This is a genomic window from Paenibacillus sp. 2TAB19 (assembly GCF_052115185.1).
GTDB lineage: Bacteria > Bacillota > Bacilli > Paenibacillales > Paenibacillaceae > Pristimantibacillus.
The window spans coordinates 48,592-72,612 of record NZ_JBFRGE010000032.1; the positions used below are offsets into that span (position 1 = coordinate 48,592).

The following is a 24,021-nucleotide window of genomic DNA, read 5'->3' on the forward strand; positions in this document are numbered from 1 at the left end:
CATACCGCAATAGAAGGATAGGAGGAAATAATAATGGCTTCTGCTTCAATCAAGCCGCAGCAGGATGGCGCTGAATTCTCGATGAAGAGTATTATCGCTCCCCTGCTCGCTATTATTGTCGGCATGTTCATGGTTATATTGGACGGCACGGCAATGAACGTTGCTCTGAAAGGGCTTATGGACGACTTCCAAAGCTCCATGACGCTCGTTCAATGGACCATTACCGGATACGCGCTTGCCCAATCAGCTGTTATCCCACTGGCAGGCTGGCTGTCTGACCGCTTCGGCGCGAAACAGATTTTCCTGCTGTCAATCATCATGTTCACGCTCGGTTCCGCTTTATGCGCACTCGCTACAACGGCAGAGCAGCTTATCGTGTTCCGCATTATTCAAGGTCTCGGCGGCGGTATGGTAGCGCCAATCGCAATGGCCTTTACTTACAGACTTAGCCCTCCGGGCAAGCAAGGTGCTGTTATGGGCATGATCGGTATCCCGATGCTGYTCGCTCCTGCTCTTGGTCCGGTCGTTGCAGGCTGGCTCGTTGATTATGCTACATGGCATTGGATCTTCCTGATTAATCTGCCGATCGGTATCATTGCTGTCATTATCGGACTTCGTACATTGCCTCGCATTGAACGTCAGAAAGTTCCGGCGCTTGACTACTTAGGCATGATCTTCGCACCGCTCGCCTTCGCCTCTCTTGCGTACGGCGTTAGCTCGGCTGGCGGCGGAGAAGGCGGCGCTGGCAGCGGCTGGACCTCGCCTGAGGCGCTTATCGGCATTATCGTAGGCGTAATCGCGCTTATTATTTTCATCACCGTAGAGCTTAGACGCAGTGAACCGCTGCTTGAGCTGCGGGTATTCAAATCAAGCAACTTTACACGCGGAGTCGTGCTTCAATGGATTGTACAGATTGCTTTGTTCGGTACGATCTTCCTTATTCCGGTCTATCTGCAAGTGGTCAAAGAATATTCCGCCTTCACGACCGGCCTTATTCTGCTTCCTCAGGCGCTCGCAGCGGGCTTATTCATGCCAATCGGCGGTAAGCTCTACGACAAGCTCGGCGCACGTCCTGTTGTATTTTCCGGTTTGATTATCATTACGATCGCTACATTTTTACTCACGCAATTATCGGCTGACACGACTCTAATCACGCTGATGATTCCGCTTGCTTTGATCGGTGCTGGCATGGGCTTGTCGATGATGCCGCTTAATACGCATATCATCCAATCCGCTCCGAAGGAGCTTGTTAGCCGCGTTACGTCGCTGACGGCTGCTGCTCAACAAGTTATGACCTCGTTCGCTGTGGCCGGACTTTCCACACTGCTTGCGAGCCGCGCTGAGCATCATTTGGCTTCGAATCCAGGACCGGATGTATTCTACTCCGCTTATGCGGATACATTCCTCGTCTTAGGCTGCATCGGCATCCTTGGCATTCTGTTCTCCATCCTGCTTCGCAAGCCGAAGCTGCAAGCGGGCGAGAATCCAAGTGATAAACCAGATGTAACGATGATGATGGGTCACTAAATACGTTTAAAAACAGAAGAAGCTGCTCTCCGCTCGCGCGGGAAGCAGCTTCTTTTCTTATAACATAGGTATGGTATGGCTACAGCAACATCTCTTAGATGTATTATGTTTTACCTGTATTACGTACAGGCTACTGAAGCCAAATCGCTTAATAAGTGACGTTTGATTGGAAAACTTACAGTCAAATCCAGCATTTTAGCCTTAAGCAGCCTTCAACGGTTCATTTGAGTGTACATAATCCAAGCAAACTCTGTTATCATCTCTTATCTAGCCTTTAGATTGTAAGAAATCCATTCAAATGGCTAGTACATTTCTATGACAGAAATCTATTCGATGATTTCCCCGCTATCGCCGTTAGCAATGCCAGCGGCATTGGCTTCATCGGTATCGATATGMATGTCGAGAGCGAATTCATCCGATACGCGGGCAATGACGTTTTCGAATACGACGCCTCGATCACCGCCTACACGAACGCGCAGCCTCTGCTTGTCCTCGATATTCCAGCGTTCCGCATCGCTCGAATGGAAGTGAATATGTCTGGCTGCTACGATAACGCCTTCTTCAATCGTCACTTCTCCTGCAGGCCCTTGAAGCTTGATGCCTGCTGATCCGGCAATATCTCCCGACTCGCGGACTGGAGGCTTTACGCCTAAGGCGAAGGCGTCTGTGCGCGATACTTCAAGCTGCGTCCGCTTTCTTACCGGCCCGAGAATACGCACCTTCTCGAATTGTCCCTTCGGTCCTATCACAGCAACCGTTTCATTGGCCGCATACTGACCTGGCTGAGACAATGGCTTCATTTCCGTTAATGTATATCCAGAGCCGAACAATGCTTCGACATGCTCCTCGGATAGGTGGATATGTCTGGCAGATACGCCGATTGGCACTAGCTTATGTATCATATCGTCACACTCCCTGATCTTTAATAATTAGATACGTTTTTATTGCAAAAAATAAGCATACGGCCCGCAGACCGTATGCTCATCATACCATTTATTTAAATTCTGAGACAAGCTTTTGGAACTCATCCTGCGTAATCATCATATCTTRTTTCGCCAACGCTTCCCGCTTAAAGCCTGTAATCATATCTTCGTACGACTTGCGAGTCGTATTCTGATAGATAAGACCGGTTAGCATACCGTTCGTTTCCATAATCTTATTCATCGCTGCAACACGATTCGACGGATCGTATTCCGGGAATTGCTCCAGATTAACGATATTTTCTTTGAACCAGTCGTAGGTGTTGATTTTGTTGAACGTTACGCATGGGCTGAATACGTTGATTAGCGAGAAGCCTTCATGTTTAATGCCTTGCTCGATCAAGCTCGTCAACTGCTTCAGATCGCTGGAGAACGACTGCGCGACGAATGTAGCGCCGGCTGACATAGCAATCTCAAGCGGTGAAAGCGTCGTTTCAATCGAGCCCTCAGGCGTCGATTTTGTTTTGAACCCTTCCGCGCTTCGCGGCGACGTTTGACCTTTGGTCAAACCGTAGATTTGGTTGTCCATTACAATATAGGTGACGTTCAAGTTACGGCGAATCGCATGAACGGTATGGCCCATGCCGATTGCGAAGCCGTCCCCGTCACCGCCAGAAGCAATTACCGTAAGCTCGCGGTTAGCAAGCTTCACGCCTTGTGCAATTGGAAGCGCGCGGCCATGAATGCCATGGAAGCCGTAAGCGTTAATGTAGCCGGATATACGTCCCGAGCAGCCGATACCGGATATGACAGCCAGCTCCTCCGGCTCCAATCCGACATTGGCAGCAGCGCGCTGAATGGCAGCTTGGATCGAGAAGTCGCCGCAGCCTGGACACCAGTTCGGCTTAACATTATTTCTAAACTCTTTGAATGTTGCCATCTTCGATCAGCTCCTTACAGGCTTTGTAAATCTGTGCGGGCAGGAATGGATTGCCGTCATATTTGAGCAGGCTCTCGATCTTCTCAGCGAAGCCGGCATGCATTTTTATTTGTGATGCAAGCTGTCCCGTCGCATTGTTCTCGATAACGACCACTTTTTTCGCGCTTTGCAGGTGCGGCAGCAGCAGTTGCGTTGGGAACGGATGGATTTGGCGAATCGTAATATGATTCGTCGTCACGCTATCGCTCGCAAGCGACATCCTAGCTTCATCAATTGTGCCGCCTGTCGAGCCCATGCCGATAATGAGCAGATCAGGCGATTGATGCGGAGCATCCACGCGAATCGCATCACGAATGTACATATTATTGAGCTTGTTAAGGCGCTTATCCATCATCTTGCGGCGGTTGACCGCGCTCTCGGATGGACGGCCGACTTCATCATGCTCAACGCCCGTTACATGGTGCAAACCGCCTTTCTCGCCTGGCAGGACGCGCGGCGAGACGCCGTCTTCTGTAAGCTCGTAGCGCTTGAACAGCTCTGGTCCCTCGAGTGCAGGTGTATCGACGGTAAGCTTTCCTCGTTTGATTTCGATTTTGCTGTAATCAAGCTGCTCACAGGATTGCTTGCCTAAAGATAATTGAAGGTCGGTCATTAGAATGACCGGCACTTGATATTGTTCAGCGACGTTGAACGCTTCAATCGTATCGTAGAAGCAGTCCTCGATCGAGGCTGGCGCAATAACGACCTTAGGAATTTCACCGTGCGTTCCGTAAACCATCGCGTTCAAGTCGGATTGCTCTTGCTTCGTCGGCAAACCTGTAGACGGGCCGCCGCGCTGCGTGTTGACAATGACTAGCGGCGTCTCTGTCATTCCTGCAAGACCGATTGCTTCCATCATAAGCGCAAGGCCAGGGCCAGCGGATGCCGTCATTGTGCGAACGCCGGCATAGTTGGCGCCGATCGCCATCGTAACCGCTGCGATCTCATCCTCCGTTTGCACGACCGTGCCGCCGAACTTAGGCAGCTTCTTAATTAAATATTCCATAATTTCCGATGCCGGTGTAATCGGATAGGCCGACATGAGTCGGCAACCTGCCGCAATCGAGCCTAGGCCAATCGCTTCATTACCGATCATGAACAGCTTTTGCTTGCCGTCTGCTTCATCCAGCTTGAATGCATCTATCGGTCCGCCAGCTTCCGCAAGAACGAACTCGGCACCGCGCTTAACCGCTTCAATATTTTTTTCGACGATGGCTGCGCCCTTGCGTCCGAACTCCTCTTCAACCGCTTTATTGAATACTTCGAGCGGCAAGCCTAGCAGCGCCCATGAAGCGCCGGAAGCAACCATGTTCTTCATTAAGGAAGTGCCAAGCTCCTCTKCCATCGCCGTAATCGGCACCGCGAATAATCTCGCATCGATACCTTCCGGAATCGTTGGTTTGAACTTTGCATCCGCTACCACAACTCCGCCTGGACGAAGCTCCACCGCGTTCAGGTCGATGCTTTCTTGGTCGAATGCAACCAATATATCCAAGTCGTCCGAAATCGCGCGAATCGGTGTTGTACTAATGCGAATTTTGTTGTTCGTATGTCCGCCTTTAATCCTTGAAGAGAAATGCCGATAACCGTATAAATAATAGCCCAATCGATTGAGCGCCGTGGAAAAGATCCGATCTGTACTTTCGACGCCTTCCCCTTGTTGGCCCCCGATCTTCCAAGACAATTGACTGATCAAAATGCCCATCTCCTCTTTGTAGCCATTCCAGCACGTTCTAAAATGGCATGCGTGAACGATCGTCGCCGCCCTCTGACGACATCATGTTTATTCCATCGTAAAATCGAAAAATACGGATCCGGCTTGCCCAAGCGTAAACGGCTGTCGCCGTCCTTTGGTGGCAACAGCTAACGTTTCGCGTTGAAATATAAGCACAGTATAAACAGCAAATTTATACTTTCTTATATTTTAAAAATGAAACGTATATCGACATGATCTAGCGATAAATGTGTATCTTCTTATAACAGTCACAACAATTTTAATGGTCAAAGTGCCAAAATGCAAGATGTAAACGCTTATAGGGAACGATAGTTTGTTTAGATGAAATCAATACCGCAATTAGATCGTAGATGTATATTTTGTTAAGGCAGCTGCTTCAGCAAAAAATCGATCGCATTTCCGCTGAAAAACCGCTCCGTCTGCTGCTCCGTATAACGCTTTAGCAACGCTTCCCGCAGATTAACGAGCTCACCCGGATGGGTTAGTCCTTCCACATAGACATCGATTCCGTCAAAATCCGAACCCAACATGATCGATCGCTCTCCGCCTAGCTCGCACATATGTTCAATATGCCGCACAACGTCGTCGATCGTTACCCGCTCCGCATCCGATACGAAATAGGGAACGAATGTTATGCCAATCATGCCGCCTTTCTCGATAATCCGCTTAATCTGGTCATCAGACAAGTTGCGCGGGTGGTTGCATATCGTCTTTGCATTCGAATGCGAAGCGATAATCGGCCTTTTCGTCCGCTCCGCGGTATCCCAGAAGGCTTGTTCGGATAAATGAGATACATCCAGTAGGATTCCCCATTTATCGCATTCATCAACGAATTGGCGCCCGAGGCCTGTCAATCCGCCGCCTCGCGGCTCCATCACGCCATCCGCTGCCCAATTCGCATTATTCCAAGTCATGCCAGCCGCCCGAACGCCGAGCCTATGCAAGGTGCGCAGCATGGACATATTCCCTTGCAGGCCGTCCACTCCCTCAAGCGAGAGCAGCGCTCCGATTTTTCCCGTTGCCAGACAAGTCTCCAGATCGCTGGCGGATTGTACCCACACCATATTCTCGCATGTCAGCACCTGCTCATGAAATCGATCAATGCTTTCCAGAATCGGTTCCAGTCTTCCGCTTATTGCCCTCGGTATGTATATCGCAAACGTTTGAAGCACCGTGCCTGCTGCCTGCAGCCTTTCATATGTAACATCGAGTGCGCCTGACTTGCTGCTTTGAAAGGTCAACAGCTCGTCTTCCAGCAGCTTGCAGAGCACATCACAATGGAAATCGACAACTTTCATGTAGCACCTCACCTATAGGGACAATATGAATAAACCTATGCATTTAAGAAGAAACGCCTGACGGCGTCCTTTTCTATGACGCCATCGTTTCGTCGAAACGTATAGAGAAAGTATGAGCAAAATCATATACCTTCCTATACGTCAAAAAAACCTGTCTACGACGTAAACAGGCGAACGATTTGATCGGTCATCCAGACATTCCGCCGCCGCTCTACTATTTCGTTATTATCGTGGTTCCACGATCAGCTTAATAGCCGTTCGATCCTCGCCGTCAATAACGATGTCTGTAAAAGCCGGTATGCAGATGAGATCTACCCCGCTGGGAGCGACGAACCCGCGTGCAATAGCTACTGCTTTGATCGCTTGATTGAGCGCCCCTGCGCCGATAGCCTGCAATTCAGCGCCGCCGCGCTCTCTGAGAACACCAGCCAATGCGCCTGCAACGGAATTTGGATTGGACTTTGCTGAAACTTTTAATACATCCATGAAAAGTACCTCCCCTGGGAATGTTGGATGGATTCCACTTTTAAATAGTATTCGAGGGAGGTTAAAAAATTCCTGCTTTATTCGTCACACTTTACAAGCTATTCTGAATAGTCGCACTTTTCAAAGATTTTGAGCCTTACATAAGCAGCCATTCGTCCTCGGTCAATCGAATTTTTTGCATTTTCGTCGCTTTTCCCGTCGCATCGTCTAGCTGAACGGAAACGGCATGCAAATGCCATTTGCCCTCGTCAACGACAAAACGAACAGGCATTTGGGTAATAAATTTATGAAGGACTGCGTTGCGTTCCATACCTAAAACGCCTTCTTTTGGGCCAACCATGCCTACGTCGGTTAAGTAAGCTGTGCCGCCGGGCAATATCGAATCGTCATTCGTTTGTACATGGGTATGAGTGCCCACAACAATCGACGCTCGGCCGTCTAAATGCCAGCCCATAGCGATTTTCTCTGAGGTCGCTTCCGCATGAAAATCAACTAAAATGTTGTTTGTCTTCTGGCTTGCTTGTTCTACCAGCTCATCCGCCTTGGCGAACGGACAATCGATCGGCGGCAGGAACGTTTTTCCTTGCAAATTAATGATCGCCAGCTGCTTGCCGCCCGCTTTAATGAAAGCCATGCCTTGACCAGGCGCACTCTCATGGAAATTGGCCGGACGCACGAGTCTTGGCTCATCGTCGATCCATTCGAATATATCTTTATTATCCCACGTATGGTTGCCCATCGTAATGCCGTGGACACCCCATTCGAAAAATTCCTTCGCTATGTTCGCCGTAATGCCTCTGCCGGCGGCTGCATTCTCGCCATTCACAATAATAATATGCGGATTATATTTGCTCTTCAGCGCGGGCAATACCCGTTTAAGCGCGCTTCTTCCTACATTGCCTACAATATCGCCGATGAATAATACGTTCGTGCTCACTTTTAATCCACTTCCTTCTATTTGTACGCTATATGCAGAAAAGTGGCTGACGAGCAGCCACTTTTCGGTATTGCATATGTGGTTCGTTGTTTATTTCGCGTATTCGACCGCTCTTGTCTCACGAATAACGGTGACTTTAATATGCCCCGGATAATCGAGTTCGCTCTCGATTTTCTTCGTAATGTCGCGTGCAAGTCGGAACGCTTCCGTATCATCGATCTTCTCTGGCTGTACCATAACGCGCACTTCACGACCAGCTTGAATCGCGTACGACTTCTCAACGCCTTCGAACGACTCGGAGATATCTTCAAGCTTCTCCAGTCGCTTGATGTACGTCTCAAGCGTTTCACGACGTGCTCCAGGACGCGCAGCCGACAAAGCATCAGCTGCTCCAACGAGCATTGCGATAACGGAAGTTGCCTCGCAATCGCCGTGATGGGAAGCGATACTGTTAATAACAACAGGATGCTCCTTGTATTTCTTAGCAAGCTCTACGCCAATCTCAACGTGTGAGCCTTCCACTTCGTGGTCAAGCGCTTTCCCGATGTCATGCAGCAAGCCTGCGCGCTTCGCGAGCGTAATATCCTCGCCTAGCTCGGCAGCCATCAGACCTGTCAGGTAAGCAACCTCCATGGAGTGCTTCAATACGTTCTGACCATAGCTCGTCCGATATTTCAATCGGCCCAGAATCTTGATTAGATCTGGATGCAAGCCATGCACCCCAACCTCGAAAGTAGCCTGCTCACCGTATTCACGGATACGCTCATCCACTTCTTTGCGGGATTTCTCGACCATCTCTTCGATACGGGCAGGGTGAATACGTCCGTCAGYCACAAGTTTCTCCAAAGATGTACGAGCAATTTCACGTCTAATCGGGTCAAATCCAGACAAAATGACCGCTTCCGGTGTATCGTCGATGATGAGATCGATACCGGTCAATGTTTCCAAAGCACGGATATTGCGGCCTTCGCGCCCGATAATGCGGCCTTTCATCTCTTCATTAGGCAATGTTAYGACAGATACCGTCGTCTCTGCCACATGATCCGCCGCACAGCGTTGAATAGCTAGGGAAATAATGTCGCGCGCTTTTTTGTCCGCTTCTTCCTTCGCTTGCTGCTCGATCTCTTTAATCATTTGTGCTGTCTCATGTCGTACTTCCTGTTCGACATTCGACAAAATAATTGATTTCGCATCTTCCATCGTCAGACTCGATATACGCTCAAGTTCACTGAGCTGCTGCTTATAGATGGAGTCGATCTGCTCCTGCGTTTCTTCGATCCGCTTCTCTTTGTTGGCCACAGATTCTTCTTTGCGTTCTAGCGCTTCTATTTTCTTATCCAACGACTCCTCTTTTTGGAGCAAACGTCGTTCTTGACGTTGAGCCTCATTGCGTCGTTCACGAATGTCTCTCTCGGCTTCCGAACGGAGCTTGTGGACTTCGTCTTTTGCCTCAAGTACGGTTTCCTTTTTCTGTGCCTCCGCTTCCTTCTTCGCGTTTTCCACGATTTGGACTGCGGCTTGCTCGGCACTCGAAATTTTAGCCTCTGCAATCGACTTTCGAATAAAATAACCAATCACAAAGAATATTGCGCCAACAAAGAGACAGATCAAGATCCAATATGCATTATGCATCTTGTTCACCTCCTTGTTGCACACCAAGCTTGCGCTTGGGATGATATTAGGTTTTCAATCGGTTTCCAAACCGTTTCTCATCTACCATTTTGACGAAAATAATCGTTTCGAATCAACTTTTGGAAGGAAAATTGATTCAAATAGAAGGAATACATCCTCATTTTATCGTTTCGTAAAATCAATTGTCAAGCGAAAACGGCTTACAGCTTCCTTTAGTACTCCTCATCCATGTCGAAAGCATCCTCATCTTCATCGCTATCAACTGACTTCACGGCTTCTCTAGCGATGTCGCTCGGGAATCCGCGTCTCAGCAAAAAGACAATCAGCTTCTGTTTTCTCTCCTTCGGCGTGCCTTTGAGAGAACGCCATTTTTTGCCAGCAGCTGCAGTTGCGGATGCTAACTCCGCTTCTCCATTCAGCGTACGCAGCGCTTCTCCGGCCAGCTCTTGCGAGATGCCATGCTGCTGCAGCTCCTGCTTAATCCAATGTCTGCCTTTTAGACCGCTCTTCAACCGCTGAGCAGCGAATTGAAGCGCATATTGTTCATCATCCACAATATGCTCGCTTTCTAAACGGTCGAGCGCATAACGAATATTCATTTCCTCGAATTGCTTCCTTAATAAATACTGCTCGATCTGCTTTCTCGTCCTCGGCTTTGAGCCCAAGTAATAAACCGCCAATGCATAAGCGCGATATCGCTCGTCCTCCGTTCTTATTTCTTCCAGCTCCGACTCCGAAAGCAATCGGCCCTTCATAAGACTGAACTTTATAAGGATGTCCTCATGGACGCTTAATAACGGCTCCTCTGATCCTGCGAACAGCTGGTATCTCCGTCGTTCCTTCTTGTCTTGCTTAACGGATATAATCATCCATCCATCTTCTTCCGAATGCTGCTCACCCACTGTGCTGACTACCTCCCGACAAGCTGACGTTACTGCCGCTAGGCGGTTAAGTCGCTTTTAAACGAAGCTTCGCCGCCCCTTACGGGACGGCGAAGCGACATTAGCTATAAGTTCATCCTGCCTGTTGCAGCTCTATTCCAGATCTTCGAATTCGTCTTCTTCTTGCGGCTCTTGGTTAAAGTTTGCTTGCTGCGCCGTAGCCGATAGATTGCTCTCATCACGAATCTTCTTCTCGATGACAGCAGAAATGTCCTTATGGTCCTTCAAGTATTGCTTCGCGTTCTCGCGGCCTTGTCCAAGACGCTCGCCTTCATAAGAGAACCAAGCACCGCTCTTCTGAACGATATCCATCTCAACGCCGATATCGATCAATGAGCCTTCCTTCGAGATGCCCTCTCCGTACATAATATCAATCTCTGCTTGCTTGAACGGAGGTGCAACTTTGTTCTTCACGACCTTGATACGCGTACGGTTACCGACCATATCATTACCTTGCTTAAGCGTCTCAACGCGGCGTACATCAAGACGTACGCTGGAGTAGAACTTCAATGCGCGTCCGCCCGGTGTTGTCTCCGGATTGCCGAACATAACGCCAACCTTCTCACGAAGTTGGTTAATGAAGATCGCGATCGTCTTCGACTTCGAAATCGCGCCGGACAGCTTACGTAGCGCTTGCGACATCAAACGTGCCTGAAGACCAACGTGCGAATCGCCCATGTCGCCTTCGATCTCAGCCTTTGGAACAAGTGCGGCAACGGAGTCAATGACGATAACGTCAACTGCGCCGCTTCGTACAAGCGCTTCAGCGATCTCGAGTGCTTGCTCGCCTGTATCCGGCTGGGAGAGCAACAGCTCATCAATGTTAACACCGAGCTTGCTAGCATAGAGCGGATCGAGTGCATGCTCCGCATCGATAAAAGCAGCTTGTCCGCCAATACGTTGTACTTCTGCAATAGCATGAAGAGCAACTGTCGTCTTACCGGACGATTCAGGTCCATATACTTCAATAACACGACCACGAGGTAAGCCCCCGATTCCAAGCGCAATATCTAGAGCAAGCGAACCGCTAGGAACGGTCTCTACTTGCATGTGTGTAGATTCACCTAATTTCATGATAGAACCTTTACCAAATTGTTTCTCGATTTGGCGTAAAGCCATCTCTAACGCAGCGCGACGGTCCGACAAGAAACTCACATCCTTCATCGTTTATAATTGTATGATACCTTACTTGTGACTGCTTGCCAAGCATTTTTTTCGAACATACATTCGCTTTTTTTCTAGATGCGCATGCCAGAGGACAATAAAAAAACCGCAGCAAAGTATTCTTCGCCACGGTTCTTCCGATAACTACTTCCGATTATAGATCTGCCTTCGACAAAAGACAAGCTTTTTTTCAGCATCAGTGTTTGCCAGTAAAAAGATCGGCTGCTTGGCTTCTTCGTTACAACCCGCACCCAATCACTGCTCCCGAAGAGCCTGCCAGAGCCGGTACATCGCAGCTTTCACCGCTCTTAAGCGTATCATCGCCCGATCTCCGCTTAGGTTCGTCGTGTGCACGAGCGTATCCTTGCCCCGTTCCGCGATCGCGAAGTAAACAAGGCCAACCGGCTTGCCCTCCGACTCGGAAGGTCCGGCAATGCCGGTCAGCGAGACGCCGAAGTCGGCATCGGCTAACTGTCTGACACGCTCAGCCATGAGAGCGGCTGTCGACTCGCTGATCGCCCCAGGAGCGCCGTCTCCTTCGAGCTGTGACATCGGAATGCCGAGCAGCCGATGCTTCATCTCGTTCGTATAGGTTACGACACCTCCCACGAACTCGCCACTGCTGCCAGGAACGTTCGTAACGAGCTCCGCGAACAATCCCCCGCTACAGCTCTCCGCGCTTGCCAGCTTGCGCCGCGAGCCTCTCAGGAGCTGTACGATAGCTTCCTCCAGCGGGATGTCATCCTGCGCATACAAATGCTCTCCGATTCTAGCTTTAATCTGATCGACGATATCGTCGATCTTCCGCTCAGCTTCAGCAAGCGTTGCCGCCTTCGTGGACACGCGTACCGCAACTTCGCCTTCCTTCGCATAAGGGGCGATAGTCGGATCGCTTTGCGCTTCAATGAGGTCGATAAGCTTCGCTTCGAGGTTCGACTCGCCAATGCCGGCGAACTTAAGCTGGCGCGAATATAGCGGCTGCTCATCAATCAGCTTCGTTCGAAGCCACGCCTCGCCAGGACCGTCGATCATCGGTTTCATCTCTTTAGGAGGGCCAGGCAGCAGCAAATAAAGCGTACCGTCTACGTCCAGGCCATTTCCGACCGCAAGGCCGGCGCTATTGTCAATCGCATCGCTGCCCTCGATCATATTCGCTTGGCGGCGATTGCTCTCGACCATATGCAGTCCCCGTGAACCGAACAGGTGCTCAATGCGCTCCATGGATGAGGAGTGGAGATATAGTCCTCTTCCCAAGTAGTCGGCCAGCACATCCTTCGTCAGATCGTCTAGTGTCGGACCAAGTCCGCCCGTGAAGACAAGCAGATCAGCGCGCGCGCGACCAATTTCGATTGCTTTCCTTAATCTTGCGGCATTGTCGCCAACAACCGTTTGATAATATACGTCGATGCCAAGCGAAGCAAGCTTTTGCGATAAATACTGCGCATTCGTATTTACAATTTGGCCAAGCAGCAGTTCTGTGCCGACCGCAATAATTTCTGCCTTCATCCGCAGCCTCTCCTTTGCTACATGCGTGAGCGTTCTAATATCCTACTATATGCAAAAGCACCCTTCCTTTAATCGGAAAGATGCTTATCGGCTATTCTACGGGAATTAATTTCTTATTCTTCACGAAGTAATCAACGCCAGAGTATACCGTTATCGCTGCTGCTATCCAGCTCGCAATGACATCGAAAGGAAAATCGATGAAGGCGAATGGGAAATTGTTAATAAGCAGCGCAATAATCATCGTAATCTGAATGGCTGTCTTCCATTTGCCCCATTTGCTGGCGGCCATTACCGAACCTTCGAGCAAAGCGACTTGTCGCAAACCCGTCACGGCAAATTCACGGCTAATGATAATGATCGCAATCAATGCGCTCAACTTGTCCATTTCAACGAGCGAGATAAGTACGGCTGCCACAAGCAGCTTGTCTGCGAGCGGATCGAGCAGCTTGCCTAGATTGGTGACAATCTTGTTCTTACGGGCAATATAACCATCAAGACCATCCGTGCTCGCCGCCACTATGAAAATAAGCGCCGCAACGATTTGATTGTATGTAATGGTGAAGTCGGCTATTGTTAGCGACCCTAGATCAACTTTCATAAGCAAAAACAACATAATAACTGGTACCAAAAAAATTCTGGCAAGCGTTATGCGGTTCGCCAGATTCATGCAATTACCTCCCCGGACATGTCAAACTCATAGGTGTGCGTAACACGTACCTTATGGATCGAACCAATTTCATGCAGCTTACAAATACTTCGAGTTCAAGTATAATACATGGTTTTCTATGTGTCAAAAACAGCCAATGCAGTTTCTTGTATCTTATAGTATGAAAAAAAACTGCAAAACCCCGCTTTGCGAACGATCGACAAAGCGAGGCTCATGGCGGCTATGTAACATTGTGCAGCTCTAGATGCAAAGTTATCGATAATTCATGAATTGCAGCTCAATCGGCAATTCCGCTCCGCGCAAAAGCGCCATAACCGCTTGAAGATCGTCGCGGCTCTTGCCCGTCACCCGAATTTGATCGCCTTGAATTTGGCTTTTTACTTTAAGCTTCGAATCGCGAATCAAAATATTAATTTTTTTGGCGACATCCTGCTCGATGCCTTGTCTTAGCTTAATCTTTTGGCGGACCGTACCGGCCGAGGCGCCTTCGATTTTGCCGTAATCCATATTTTTGATCGGGACGCCGCGCTTAACCATCTTGGACAACAAGATGTCAATAACTGCCTTCAGCTTATAATCATCATCGGATCCGATAACAAGCTCTTCTTTCTCAAGCGCGATACTGCTCTTGCTGCCCTTGAAGTCGAACCTCGTCTCGATCTCTTTCTCGGCTTGCGATATCGCATTAACAAGCTCCGCCATATCAACCTTTGATACAATGTCAAATGAACTTTCTGAACTCAACCACAATCTCTCCTCTCGTACTTCTATTCAGATGTTACGGAGTCCGGCTCGTTGCCCGCTCCGCCAGTTTCTCCTGTATCGCTCGTATCGGTCGGCTGTCCCGCTGATACGATCGGATTAATTAGCAGCTTCTTCGATCCGGCACGGTCGCCGTCAGGAACAGGGACGCCGTCAACCGTAATTTCCGTGAGGTCAGCCCGGCCGACATTCACATACAAAGTCTGCGTTAGATCGTGCGTCTCAACCGTCCCGTCATCCGCATTGGCCGAATACAGCTTCTCGCCGCCTGCGCCGCCTACGCGAATCTCGAGCCAGCTCTTGCCGCCGCTAACCTTAATCTCCAACTTATGCGTTCCCTCAGGACCGATATCGTATTTATCCGCTTTGCCGACTTTACTGGCGAAAGTAACCGTCGTCGGAACCTGAGTCGGTTCCGGTGTTGCAGATGGCACCGGATTGTCCGTGCTTGTGCCGTTTCCTTCATTATTGTCCGTTGGAGGCTGCGAAGCATCGGTAATCGGCGTCTTCTGATCGAGCTTGTCTGCCGGATTAGGGTCACGATTAATGACAAACATCCACACCACAACAAAAATAAGGATTAGAAAACACCACATCATTACGTTAAAGCCGATTTTCCCCATACGCTCCGACGATTGCGACTTCACTCTGCGAGGCGCCCGTACAGGAATCGGTTCTGCGGATTGTTCCTTCTGGGCTGCAGGCACCTCATGCTGATAGAGCCGCAGCACTTCGTCGGGATCAAGTCCGACCGCTTCGGAGTAGTTTTTCACGAATGCCCTTACGTAGAAGCTGCCTGGCAGAATGCTATGATCTCCGCTTTCAATCGCTTCCAAATAACGTTTGCGAATCTTCGTAGTCTCTTGAATATCATCCAACGACAACCCTCGCTGCTCCCTCGCTTTGCGAAGCAACGCGCCCAAATCAGACATTGAAATACCTCCTTCCTACCCTGCTTTAGAAGTCGTCTGTATAATTTGCGGTAAATTTCTCATAAGAAATCTCTTCATCAGGAGAATTGCGCAATTCAACAATAATATCGAAGTGGCTGTAATCGTAATGGGACTCCTTAATGAAAATGTCCGGATGCTCAATGACCTTCGTCGAAGGCATGGCCATAATCTCTTGAAGCAGCGCATGATGCTTCTCGTTGGAACGAATCGTGCTTACGATACCATCGATAATATAAATATTGTTTGGCCCCATCTCGTCCTCAGACAACTGGCTGCGAACCGTCTGCCTAAGCAGCGTCGAGGATACGAAGGTCCAACGTTTATTGGAGCATACGCTACCCGCAATGATCGATTCGGTCTTGCCGACACGCGGCATGCCGCGCAGCCCGATCACTTGATTGCCGTCGCGCTTGAACACTTCGCCAAGGAAGTCAACCAATATGCCAAGCTCGTCTCTCGTGAATCGGAACGTCTTGCGGTCATCGGAATCTCGCTCGATATATCTACCGTGACGAACGGCCAATATATCGACAATCGTAGGCGTTCTAAGCTTGTTGACCGTAATGTTGTCAACCTTCTGCAGCATTTTGCCTAGCAGCTCGATCTTCTCATCGTCGTCCGTCTGCAGCAGCATGCCGCGCGTACGATCCTCGACGCCGTTAATCGTCATAATGTTTACTTCGAGCATCCCGAGCAAGGAAGCGATGTCTCCGAGCAAGCCCGGACGGTTTTTATGTATTTTGTACTCCATATACCACTGTTTTTTTTCCATTGCCTGCTGTCACCGTCCTAAATTTGAACATAATCGTAATGGTTGTGCGGAAAATTATACGTCATAAAGCATTATTCTACAATTTTCATCACAATCCTGCAACCTCACATGAAACATTGCAGAAAAGCCTCCATTTCGGAGGCTCCTCTGCTGTTTCACTTTGATTGCGACGATTACGGTCGCTTAGGACGCAGTTTGCGGCCTAAGACTTCTGGACGAGCTTCACCATCAGGCTGGCGAGAGCCTTGCGCTCTCCCTCATCGCCTGCATCCCAAAGCTGCTTCAGAAGACGTTCTTCCTCGTTCTTGGGATCGACCTTCTCATCCAGAAATGAACCGATCTCGAATGCTAAGCTCGCAATCGTCTCCTCGGTCATCCCCATCTTCTTAGCATGCGATACGCGATCAGCCAAGAAATGCTTCCATGTAGCAAAGTTAGTTAGGACGGTTGACATGACTCTTCGCCTCCTGTGGGTGTGGAAAAGAATAAGCAACAGTCCTTATGATGCGATATTGAGGTCTTGATTATTCAACAAACGGAGATTTCACAACATTGGATGCTTGTCCTAAGTATGCCATCCACCGTTCGGGCTAATAATTTGACCTGTTATATACGATGATTCCGGCAACGATAAGAAGTAGACGAGCGAGGCAATCTCTTCAGGCGACCCGAATCGTCCGACCGGAATTTCCTGCTGCAGCGCAGCCTTCTCTTCCTCGTTGAAGCTGTCCATCATGACCGTATCAACAGCTCCCGGCGCAACCGCGTTCACCGTCACCCCAGAGGGCGCCAGCTCCTTAGCCAGCGCCTTCGTGAATGCATTCATGCCGCCCTTGGTCGTCGAGTATAGAACCTCGCAGGAGGCGCCTGAGATGCCCCAAATGGACGACACGTTAATAATACGGCCGAAACGCTCCGCAATCATATGAGGCATGAATAGCTGCGAGCATAGAAACATGCCTTTCAAATTAACAGCCATGACGTCGTCCCAGTCTTGCTCGGTCACATCCATTAACATGCCGTAATGCGATATGCCTCCGTTATTAACCAAAATATCAGGCAGCATATGATGGCTTTTCAGCTTGTCGCGCATCCGCTCAAGCTGTTCTTTGGAGCGCAGGTCGGCGGAGATGGTCAATACATTTGCGCCTAACGCCATGCATGTGCGAGCCGTTTCGTTAGCTGCTTCATGCGAATGCAAATAATGAATGACAATGTTGACGCCCTCCGCGGCGAATCGTTTGGCGATGGCCGCCCCGATGCCGCGGCTTCCCCCGGTAATCAAAACCGTCATTTGCTGCAAAGTCTTCACTCCGCAGGCGATTGTACGATCGACACGGACATTTGATTAAAGTCGAAATGCCCGCGAAGACGTTCATTAATTTGATCTAGTGTGCAGCTTTCGTAGAATGCCAGCACATCGAACATATCGCTGTCGCGGAAGCGGTATCTCGTAAACTCGCCGGCAATCGCTTCTGGGGAATTAAGCATCCGGAGATATCCGCCGATTTTTTTGCGTTTGGATCGCTCGAACGCCGCAGGCTCGATACCGGACTCCAGTAGCGCTTCCACTGCTTGCTTGATCTGAGCAATCAGTTCATCCGGCTTCGGCGTATCGCCGCCGACAACCGAGAATGAATAACCGCTGCTTGAATTGAATTCATGTCCGAAAGAATCGGAGATCAAGTCTTGCTCATACAGGCTCTGATAGAGCTTCGAGCTTGGGCCGATCAGCGCGTCAAGCATAAGCTTCGTTTCGACCTCTTGACGGAGCAGCGCTTCGCCTTCGAGACCAACCTCCTTCTCCTTAAAGCCGATCATCACTTTCGGAAGCGAGACAGGAAGCTCGGATACTTTACGCGTTATTTTGACCGAAGAAGGCTCATCGTCAAAGAAGCGCCGTATTTCGCCTTGCGGCCTGAACGTCTTGCTGTTTTGGTTAGCTCGCACGAGATCAAACACTTCATCGGCCTTGACGCCGCCAACCACGAACAGTAGCATGTTGGACGGGTGATAAAACGTTTCGTAACAGCGATACAGCGTTTCCTTGTCGATCTGGTAGATGGACTCGACCGTGCCGGCAATATCGATATGCACGGGATGATTGTGATACAAGGCGTCAATCAAGCCGAAGTATACTCGCCAGTCGGCGTTATCCCTGTACATGTTGATTTCCTGCTCGATGATGCCTTTTTCCTTATCGACATTCGTATCAGTGAAATAAGGATTTTGGACAAAATTAATGAGCGTCTCCAGATTGGCATTAATCTGTTCGGTTGCGGAGAACAAATAGACGGTCCGATCGAAGCTCGTAAAGGCGTTTGCCGAAGCGCCCTGTGCGGCGAATACGGCAAAGATGTCGCCGGTCGGCTCTTCGAACATTTTGTGCTCCAGGAAGTGCGCAATACCGTCCGGTACTTTCACAGGTTCTTCGGTGCCAACCGCAAAGTTGTTGTCGATCGAGCCGTATTTCGTCGAGAAAGTGGCATACGTCTTCTGGAAGCCTTCCTTCGGCAACACAATCACTTCCAGGCCGTTATCCAAAATTTCGCGATAAAGCGTCTCCTGTACATTCGGATAGTTCAACGTTTCCACGCTATTATGCCTCCTTTCRATCGCGCAAGAAGTAGACGGTATCAAGCTGTACGCGGTTCGCTACGCGCACGATGTCCTCAGCCGTAACCGCTTGAACCTGCTCCAGCAGTTGCTTCGCGCTGCGTTCATTGCCTGTCAGCACACCGTTGAAGTCGTAAGCGATCATTTCGTAAGCCGAGTCTTGCAATTCGCGCAAATGATTCGCAATCATCGCTTTCGTCTGATCGAGCTCCAGCTCTGAAATTTGGCCTTGGCGCAGCGATTCAAGCTGTTCCTTTATTATGGTAACGGCTTTTTCGTAGTTTTTGATTTCGATGCCTGACTGAATCGTGCAAATGCCCTTATGACCATCGAGACGGGAAGCTGCGTAATAGGCAAGACTTTCTTTCTCGCGCACGTTAAGGAATAACTTCGAATGCGGGTAGCCGCCAAGAATCCCGTTATACATAAGCGCTGCAGGGTAATCGTCGTCTGCGTAGCCTACGCCTGTGCGAAGACCCATATTAAGCTTGCCTTGGTTAACGTCCATTTTGTCGATGACAGTCTTAACTTCGCTTACTTGATGCTTAACATCCGGCAAGCTATAGCCTGCAGGTGTGCCAGGCTTCAACTGGAATGCCTTTGCGACAAGCTGAGTCACTTCCTCCAGTGTCGTATCGCCTACGACATACAAATCAAGCGCTGCTTGCTCCAGCCAGTGCTCATAGCGTTCCAAGAGCGATGTCGGCGTGATCTCGTTAATCTCCTCAAGCTTGCCGAGCGGATGAAGCCTATAAGGCTCATCCTTGCACATTTCCTCGAGACAGCGCTCAGCCGCATAACGAATCTTATCGTTGACGATAGACTCGAGCCGCTTGCGAAGGGTCTCCTTCTCGGCATCTACATATTTGGCTCTGAACGCCTCCTTCTCCTTCGCAGGATCAGTGAACACTTCGCCAAGGAATGTGATCGATTCGTCTAGAAGCGGAACGTCGCTCGAGACAAATTGATCGTTAATCACATCGAGACGGAATTGCACGATCTGTGCATCGCCTCGCTTATATACATCAAAACCGAAGCCTGCGCCATACAAGTCGTCAAGCCGTTCACGGAACGCAATCGTCTCCGGCGTGCTTGCTGTGCCTCTGCGCAGCACGAACGGAATAAGAGCTACAGGCGTTACGTTATCTTCCTCAAGCGGAAGTCCTGCAAATAACGATATAGCAAACGTCTTGAATCGTTTCGTCGGCAATACATGAAGCCGAATACGCTCCAACTGCCCTCTCTCGAATTGGGTCACTAAAGGTTAGCTCCTTTCGCTCTTACAGTTATGTAAACACGTAGACCGATTTTAAACATAATCTATTCCAAATGACCATCTGCTATACCATTCTACCCTATAAGAAATGGAAGAAGCAACCGACGCTGCGCATGGCAGTAGCGGCTGCTTCCTCTCTTTGTTGCGATGTAGATTACATGCAAAATATGTGTTTGCCAATCGTCTTGATTTGCGTTCGCGTCCATATCCATTTCGATGTAGCCGTGACCGGATTGAAGTAGTAGAGACAACCGCCGGATGGGTCCCAGCCGTTAATCGCATCCTCTACTGCATCTTTGGCACGTTCGTTCGGCGTTAAGTAAATTTGGCCGTCTGCAACTGCAGTGAAAGCGCCAGGTTGGAATATGACGCMGTAGATCGTATTCGGAAAGCTCTCTGATTTCAGACGATTCAGGATGACAGCCGCAACTGCAACTTGGCCTTCATAAGGCTCGCCGCGCGCTTCTCCATATACGGCATTCGCCATAATCTTCAGATCGTTATCGGTCAAGCCAAGCCGATTCGATTGACCGATCGAAGTAGAATCGCCGGTTGCCGTCTCATTGCTCGCCCCGCTGCCGCCGCCTGTTGAAGGCGAATCCGCAGCAGTCGGCTTCCACGACTTGGTTGCTTCCCAGAGCTTCAGCTTCGTCTTGCTGCCTACGACCCCGTCTGACTTAAGTCCGAACTTCCATTGAAACCACGTTACTGCATTTTTGGTCGTTGTACCGAATTGCCCGTCGATCTTGCCATTATAATAGCCCAAATATTTCAATCGACCTTGCAACTCGTATACATCCGAGCCTGAGGAGCCCACCTTGAGTATTGCGCTGCTAAATGTTTCGGCTGCTTCATTCGAATAGCTTCGCAGCAAGGAGAAAGTGCCGAACAAGATCAGCACAATGACCGAGGTCACCACAATCAAACGGTTTTTCATGAAGGGATCTGCCTTTCTCTTGCAAGTTAGTTCGCTGAAGTGAGCGTTACCTAACCTTATTATGAGAAAGTAATCCTGCTTCTATGCACCTCTGCCAGCTTATCCAATACAAGACAGCTTACGACCCCGTTTTGCCTGCTTGGAATTGCTCCATCGTCATTAACACTTCACGCGGCTTGCTGCCTTCATAAGGTCCGACGATCGACTTCGCTTCCATCTGATCGATTAACCTCGCAGCTCTCGTGTAGCCGATTCGCATCCGTCGCTGCAGCAGCGAAACGGAAGCTTGCTTCGCTTCCAATACGATTTGCACAGCTTGATCGTACAGCTCGTCGAGCTGCATGTCATCGCTCGATGTGTCGTCATCGATCTCAGGAACGAGGTCTTCCTTGTACTCCGCTTCCGCTTGTCCTCTGGCGTAATTGACAAGCACCTCGACCTCTTGGTCGGAAAGGAAAGCGCCTTGCACGCGTATCGGCTTCGACATGCCGACTGGCAAGAACAACATGTCGCCGCGTCCAAGCAGCTTCTCCGCGCCGACCATATCGAGGATGGTACGCGAATCCACCTGCGAAGAAACGCCGAATGCGATACGGGAAGGTATATTCGCCTTTATGACGCCGGTAATGACATCAACTGAAGGCCTTTGCGTCGCAATAATCAAGTGGATGCCGGCAGCGCGCGCCATCTGAGCAAGACGCGCGATTGAATCCTCTACATCATTCGCTGCAACCATCATTAAATCAGCCAGCTCGTCTACGATAACGACTATGTACGGCAATACAGCGGACGGGTTGTCCGCCACTAAGTTGTTGTAACCTTCGATGTTGCGCGTCGCTGACTTGGAGAATAGCTCATATCGCTTCTCCATCTCAACAACAATCTTCTTAAGCGCCAGCGAAGCTCTGCGCGGATCGGTAACGACTGGCGCAAGCAAATGCGGAATCCCATTGTACACGTTAAGCTCAACCATCTTAGGGTCAATCATAAGAAACTTTACTTCGTCCGGCGTTGCTTTGTACAAGATGCTCGTAATGATGCCATTGATACATACGGACTTGCCTGATCCCGTTGCCCCTGCAACGAGCAGATGGGGCATCTTCGCCAAGTTGCCGATGATAGGCTGTCCAGATATATCTCGTCCGAATGCAATGGATAGTCTTGAAGTTGCATTTTGGAACGGGACGGTCTCCATGACCTCGCGCATCGTTACGACCGACACTTCCATATTCGGCACTTCAATACCGATTGCCGACTTTCCGGGAATCGGCGCTTCCATCCGAATATCCTTAGCTGCAAGAGCAAGCGCAATGTCATCCGTCAAGCTGACGATACGACTTACCTTCACGCCTGTAGCAGGCTGCACCTCGTAGCGTGTTACAGCTGGTCCGCGAACTACGTCAAGCACGGTTGCTTTGACACCGAAGCTTTCCAGCGTCGCCTCCAGCTTGCGCTTCGAATCGTATTTATCGGTAGCATCAGCTCCCTTACCTATGGAGCTTGGCTTTGTCAGCAGCGAGAATGGCGGCAGCAAGTATGGCTTCTCTACCGGTCTTTCCTCCGCTATCGGTCTGCGGGGCGCATGCTCATCGCCGCTCACAGATACAACAAGAGCTTCCGATGTTTCGACCGAGCCTATACTTGTACTTGCGCCTATAACATCGCTAGGAACAGCTGATCCTTCTCGAAGCACAACATCGTCTTCGTTCGTGTCATCGCTTGAATCTGCACTTCCATTAGGCTCCTGCTGCCATGGCAGCGGTTCTTCAACTGCTTGCGGCCATTCGCCGCGGCCAGCCTCTTCATGACGTTCAGGTTCAGACTCGATTACGACTRGAGTATGATTAATCGTCTCGCTTTGCTCCCAAGGAGCAAGGTCGGCATCCGGCTCTACTGCGTCTCCCGCTTCACCGGACTTCTCCCATGGCTGCTCGTTATTGTCCGACTGCCAAGACGGCTTGCTACCGGAAAGACGTGTATCGTCCTCCGGCTCGAAGATCCATTCGTCCGATGACTCATCCTTATCGACATGCGCCTCTTGTGATTGTTCTTGCCTCCATGAGAAGAACAAAGATTTTTTCTTCTTCGGCTTCACGATTTCATAATCAGCGTATTCATCATCGTCGTCAATTGTCTGATCGTCATCACCGTTTACGGCGACCGGACCGTTAGCTGCAGCTGCTGCCGCACGGAGCGAGGATCGTTTTGCCCATTTGGCCATCAGCAGCTTAATCATATTGCCTGCCCGTTTCTGAATAATGCGGCCAAGCTCGACATACGATTTGCCGGTCATCAGCATGATCGAGATTGCGAACATGACGAGTAGGATGAGCACAGATCCGTAGTAACCGAATAATGAGAACAGCATCGAATATTGCAGTGCCCCAACATACCCGCCGCTAATTGCCCTATCTTTAATCGGTGCATCGGGTTCAGCCGCAACTTCAGCATCAGGAGCCGATAGCAATCCCATTCGGATATCCGTACTTAATTGAGTCAAAATAAGACTTCCCGACAGCTCCGTCGTCGGGCGAAGCTTCTTATCGATCTCCGTTACCGAGCTCCACAAGGTCAATGCCAACACCAAGATAAACAAGCCCGTCTTCCGATTCGACCATCCTTTCGGCCATATCCGTTTCACCATCACGTATAGACCGACGTATATGCCGATTAGAGCAAGCACGAAATAGAACTTGCCAAGTATAAGTCCGAATAGTTTAGATAATGATCGCCCGACAGTTGCTTCGCCTGACAACGCGATGATGGAAATCGTTATAAGCAAAATGCCGTAAACCTCATATTTTAGTTGAGCTGCTATCGATTTTTTACGTTTTCTTCTCTTCGCCAATTCCGTCACCTCTAGTAAAACATTATACCATAGGTGGGGAAATGGTCTCATAGGAACATTTCCCC

General features: G+C 49.7%; 21 protein-coding genes. 1 reads left to right on the forward strand and 20 read right to left on the reverse strand.

Annotated elements, in window-relative coordinates:
- The first annotated feature begins 33 nt into the window (after positions 1-33).
- Positions 34-1,527 carry an MDR family MFS transporter gene (locus AB4Z33_RS16150; protein ID WP_442050880.1) on the forward strand — a complete coding sequence of 498 codons (1,494 nt, stop codon included), beginning with the start codon at positions 34-36 and terminating at the stop codon, positions 1,525-1,527.
- 326 nt (positions 1,528-1,853) lie between these two features.
- On the opposite strand, the gene pduL is transcribed toward AB4Z33_RS16150, so the two are convergent.
- From pduL to AB4Z33_RS16250, 20 genes are all read right to left on the reverse strand, one after another.
- Positions 1,854-2,426: a phosphate propanoyltransferase gene (pduL, locus tag AB4Z33_RS16155; protein ID WP_442050898.1), complete on the reverse strand. Its 573-nt coding sequence runs from the start codon at positions 2,424-2,426 to the stop codon at positions 1,854-1,856.
- 94 nt (positions 2,427-2,520) lie between these two features.
- Positions 2,521-3,387, reverse strand: coding sequence for a 2-oxoacid:ferredoxin oxidoreductase subunit beta (locus AB4Z33_RS16160; RefSeq protein WP_442050881.1), 867 nt, complete (start codon positions 3,385-3,387; stop codon positions 2,521-2,523).
- Positions 3,365-5,122 (reverse strand): 2-oxoacid:acceptor oxidoreductase subunit alpha, encoded by a 1,758-nt coding sequence (locus tag AB4Z33_RS16165; protein WP_442050882.1) that lies wholly within the window; start codon positions 5,120-5,122, stop codon positions 3,365-3,367. The genes AB4Z33_RS16160 and AB4Z33_RS16165 overlap by 23 nt, the downstream gene beginning before the upstream one ends.
- Positions 5,123-5,523: 401 nt before the next feature.
- Positions 5,524-6,459 (reverse strand): dipeptidase, encoded by a 936-nt coding sequence (locus AB4Z33_RS16170; RefSeq protein WP_442050883.1) that lies wholly within the window; start codon positions 6,457-6,459, stop codon positions 5,524-5,526.
- Positions 6,460-6,684: 225 nt separating this feature from the next.
- Positions 6,685-6,945, reverse strand: a complete 261-nt coding sequence (locus AB4Z33_RS16175; protein ID WP_006036664.1) for a stage V sporulation protein S — start codon at positions 6,943-6,945, stop codon at positions 6,685-6,687.
- A 136-nt stretch (positions 6,946-7,081) separates the two neighbouring features.
- Positions 7,082-7,882 carry a TIGR00282 family metallophosphoesterase gene (locus AB4Z33_RS16180; protein ID WP_442050884.1) on the reverse strand — a complete coding sequence of 267 codons (801 nt, stop codon included), beginning with the start codon at positions 7,880-7,882 and terminating at the stop codon, positions 7,082-7,084.
- Between the two features lie 90 nt (positions 7,883-7,972).
- Entirely contained in the window at positions 7,973-9,514 is a 1,542-nt protein-coding gene (gene rny, locus AB4Z33_RS16185; RefSeq protein WP_442050885.1) for a ribonuclease Y, read from the reverse strand.
- Positions 9,515-9,726: 212 nt separating this feature from the next.
- Positions 9,727-10,416 (reverse strand): RecX family transcriptional regulator, encoded by a 690-nt coding sequence (locus tag AB4Z33_RS16190; protein ID WP_442050886.1) that lies wholly within the window; start codon positions 10,414-10,416, stop codon positions 9,727-9,729.
- Between the two features lie 132 nt (positions 10,417-10,548).
- Positions 10,549-11,601 (reverse strand): recombinase RecA, encoded by a 1,053-nt coding sequence (gene recA / locus AB4Z33_RS16195; RefSeq protein ID WP_442050887.1) that lies wholly within the window; start codon positions 11,599-11,601, stop codon positions 10,549-10,551.
- Positions 11,602-11,874: 273 nt separating this feature from the next.
- Positions 11,875-13,125, reverse strand: coding sequence for a competence/damage-inducible protein A (locus AB4Z33_RS16200; protein WP_442050888.1), 1,251 nt, complete (start codon positions 13,123-13,125; stop codon positions 11,875-11,877).
- A 91-nt stretch (positions 13,126-13,216) separates the two neighbouring features.
- Positions 13,217-13,792 carry a CDP-diacylglycerol--glycerol-3-phosphate 3-phosphatidyltransferase gene (pgsA, locus tag AB4Z33_RS16205; RefSeq protein ID WP_337102994.1) on the reverse strand — a complete coding sequence of 192 codons (576 nt, stop codon included), beginning with the start codon at positions 13,790-13,792 and terminating at the stop codon, positions 13,217-13,219.
- A gap of 252 nt (positions 13,793-14,044) precedes the next feature.
- The gene (locus AB4Z33_RS16210; protein WP_442050889.1) at positions 14,045-14,536 is read right to left on the reverse strand and encodes a YajQ family cyclic di-GMP-binding protein; all 492 of its coding nucleotides are present in this window, start codon (positions 14,534-14,536) and stop codon (positions 14,045-14,047) included.
- A 23-nt stretch (positions 14,537-14,559) separates the two neighbouring features.
- Positions 14,560-15,486, reverse strand: a complete 927-nt coding sequence (locus AB4Z33_RS16215; protein ID WP_442050890.1) for a RodZ domain-containing protein — start codon at positions 15,484-15,486, stop codon at positions 14,560-14,562.
- Positions 15,487-15,511: 25 nt separating this feature from the next.
- Positions 15,512-16,279 carry a DUF3388 domain-containing protein gene (locus tag AB4Z33_RS16220; RefSeq protein WP_337102997.1) on the reverse strand — a complete coding sequence of 256 codons (768 nt, stop codon included), beginning with the start codon at positions 16,277-16,279 and terminating at the stop codon, positions 15,512-15,514.
- A gap of 202 nt (positions 16,280-16,481) precedes the next feature.
- Positions 16,482-16,733 (reverse strand): DUF3243 domain-containing protein, encoded by a 252-nt coding sequence (locus AB4Z33_RS16225; RefSeq protein WP_442050891.1) that lies wholly within the window; start codon positions 16,731-16,733, stop codon positions 16,482-16,484.
- A gap of 111 nt (positions 16,734-16,844) precedes the next feature.
- Positions 16,845-17,573 carry an elongation factor P 5-aminopentanone reductase gene (gene ymfI / locus AB4Z33_RS16230; protein ID WP_337103030.1) on the reverse strand — a complete coding sequence of 243 codons (729 nt, stop codon included), beginning with the start codon at positions 17,571-17,573 and terminating at the stop codon, positions 16,845-16,847.
- Positions 17,574-17,587: 14 nt separating this feature from the next.
- On the reverse strand, positions 17,588-18,874 hold the full coding sequence (gene yfmH, locus AB4Z33_RS16235) for an EF-P 5-aminopentanol modification-associated protein YfmH (RefSeq protein ID WP_442050892.1): 1,287 nt from the start codon (positions 18,872-18,874) through the stop codon (positions 17,588-17,590).
- Between the two features lie 4 nt (positions 18,875-18,878).
- The gene (gene yfmF / locus AB4Z33_RS16240) at positions 18,879-20,153 is read right to left on the reverse strand and encodes an EF-P 5-aminopentanol modification-associated protein YfmF (protein ID WP_442050893.1); all 1,275 of its coding nucleotides are present in this window, start codon (positions 20,151-20,153) and stop codon (positions 18,879-18,881) included.
- Between the two features lie 172 nt (positions 20,154-20,325).
- Positions 20,326-21,108 carry a spore cortex-lytic enzyme gene (gene sleB / locus AB4Z33_RS16245; RefSeq protein WP_442050894.1) on the reverse strand — a complete coding sequence of 261 codons (783 nt, stop codon included), beginning with the start codon at positions 21,106-21,108 and terminating at the stop codon, positions 20,326-20,328.
- Positions 21,109-21,226: 118 nt separating this feature from the next.
- The gene (locus AB4Z33_RS16250) at positions 21,227-23,956 is read right to left on the reverse strand and encodes a DNA translocase FtsK 4TM domain-containing protein (RefSeq protein ID WP_442050895.1); all 2,730 of its coding nucleotides are present in this window, start codon (positions 23,954-23,956) and stop codon (positions 21,227-21,229) included.
- Between the last annotated feature and the right edge of the window lie 65 nt (positions 23,957-24,021).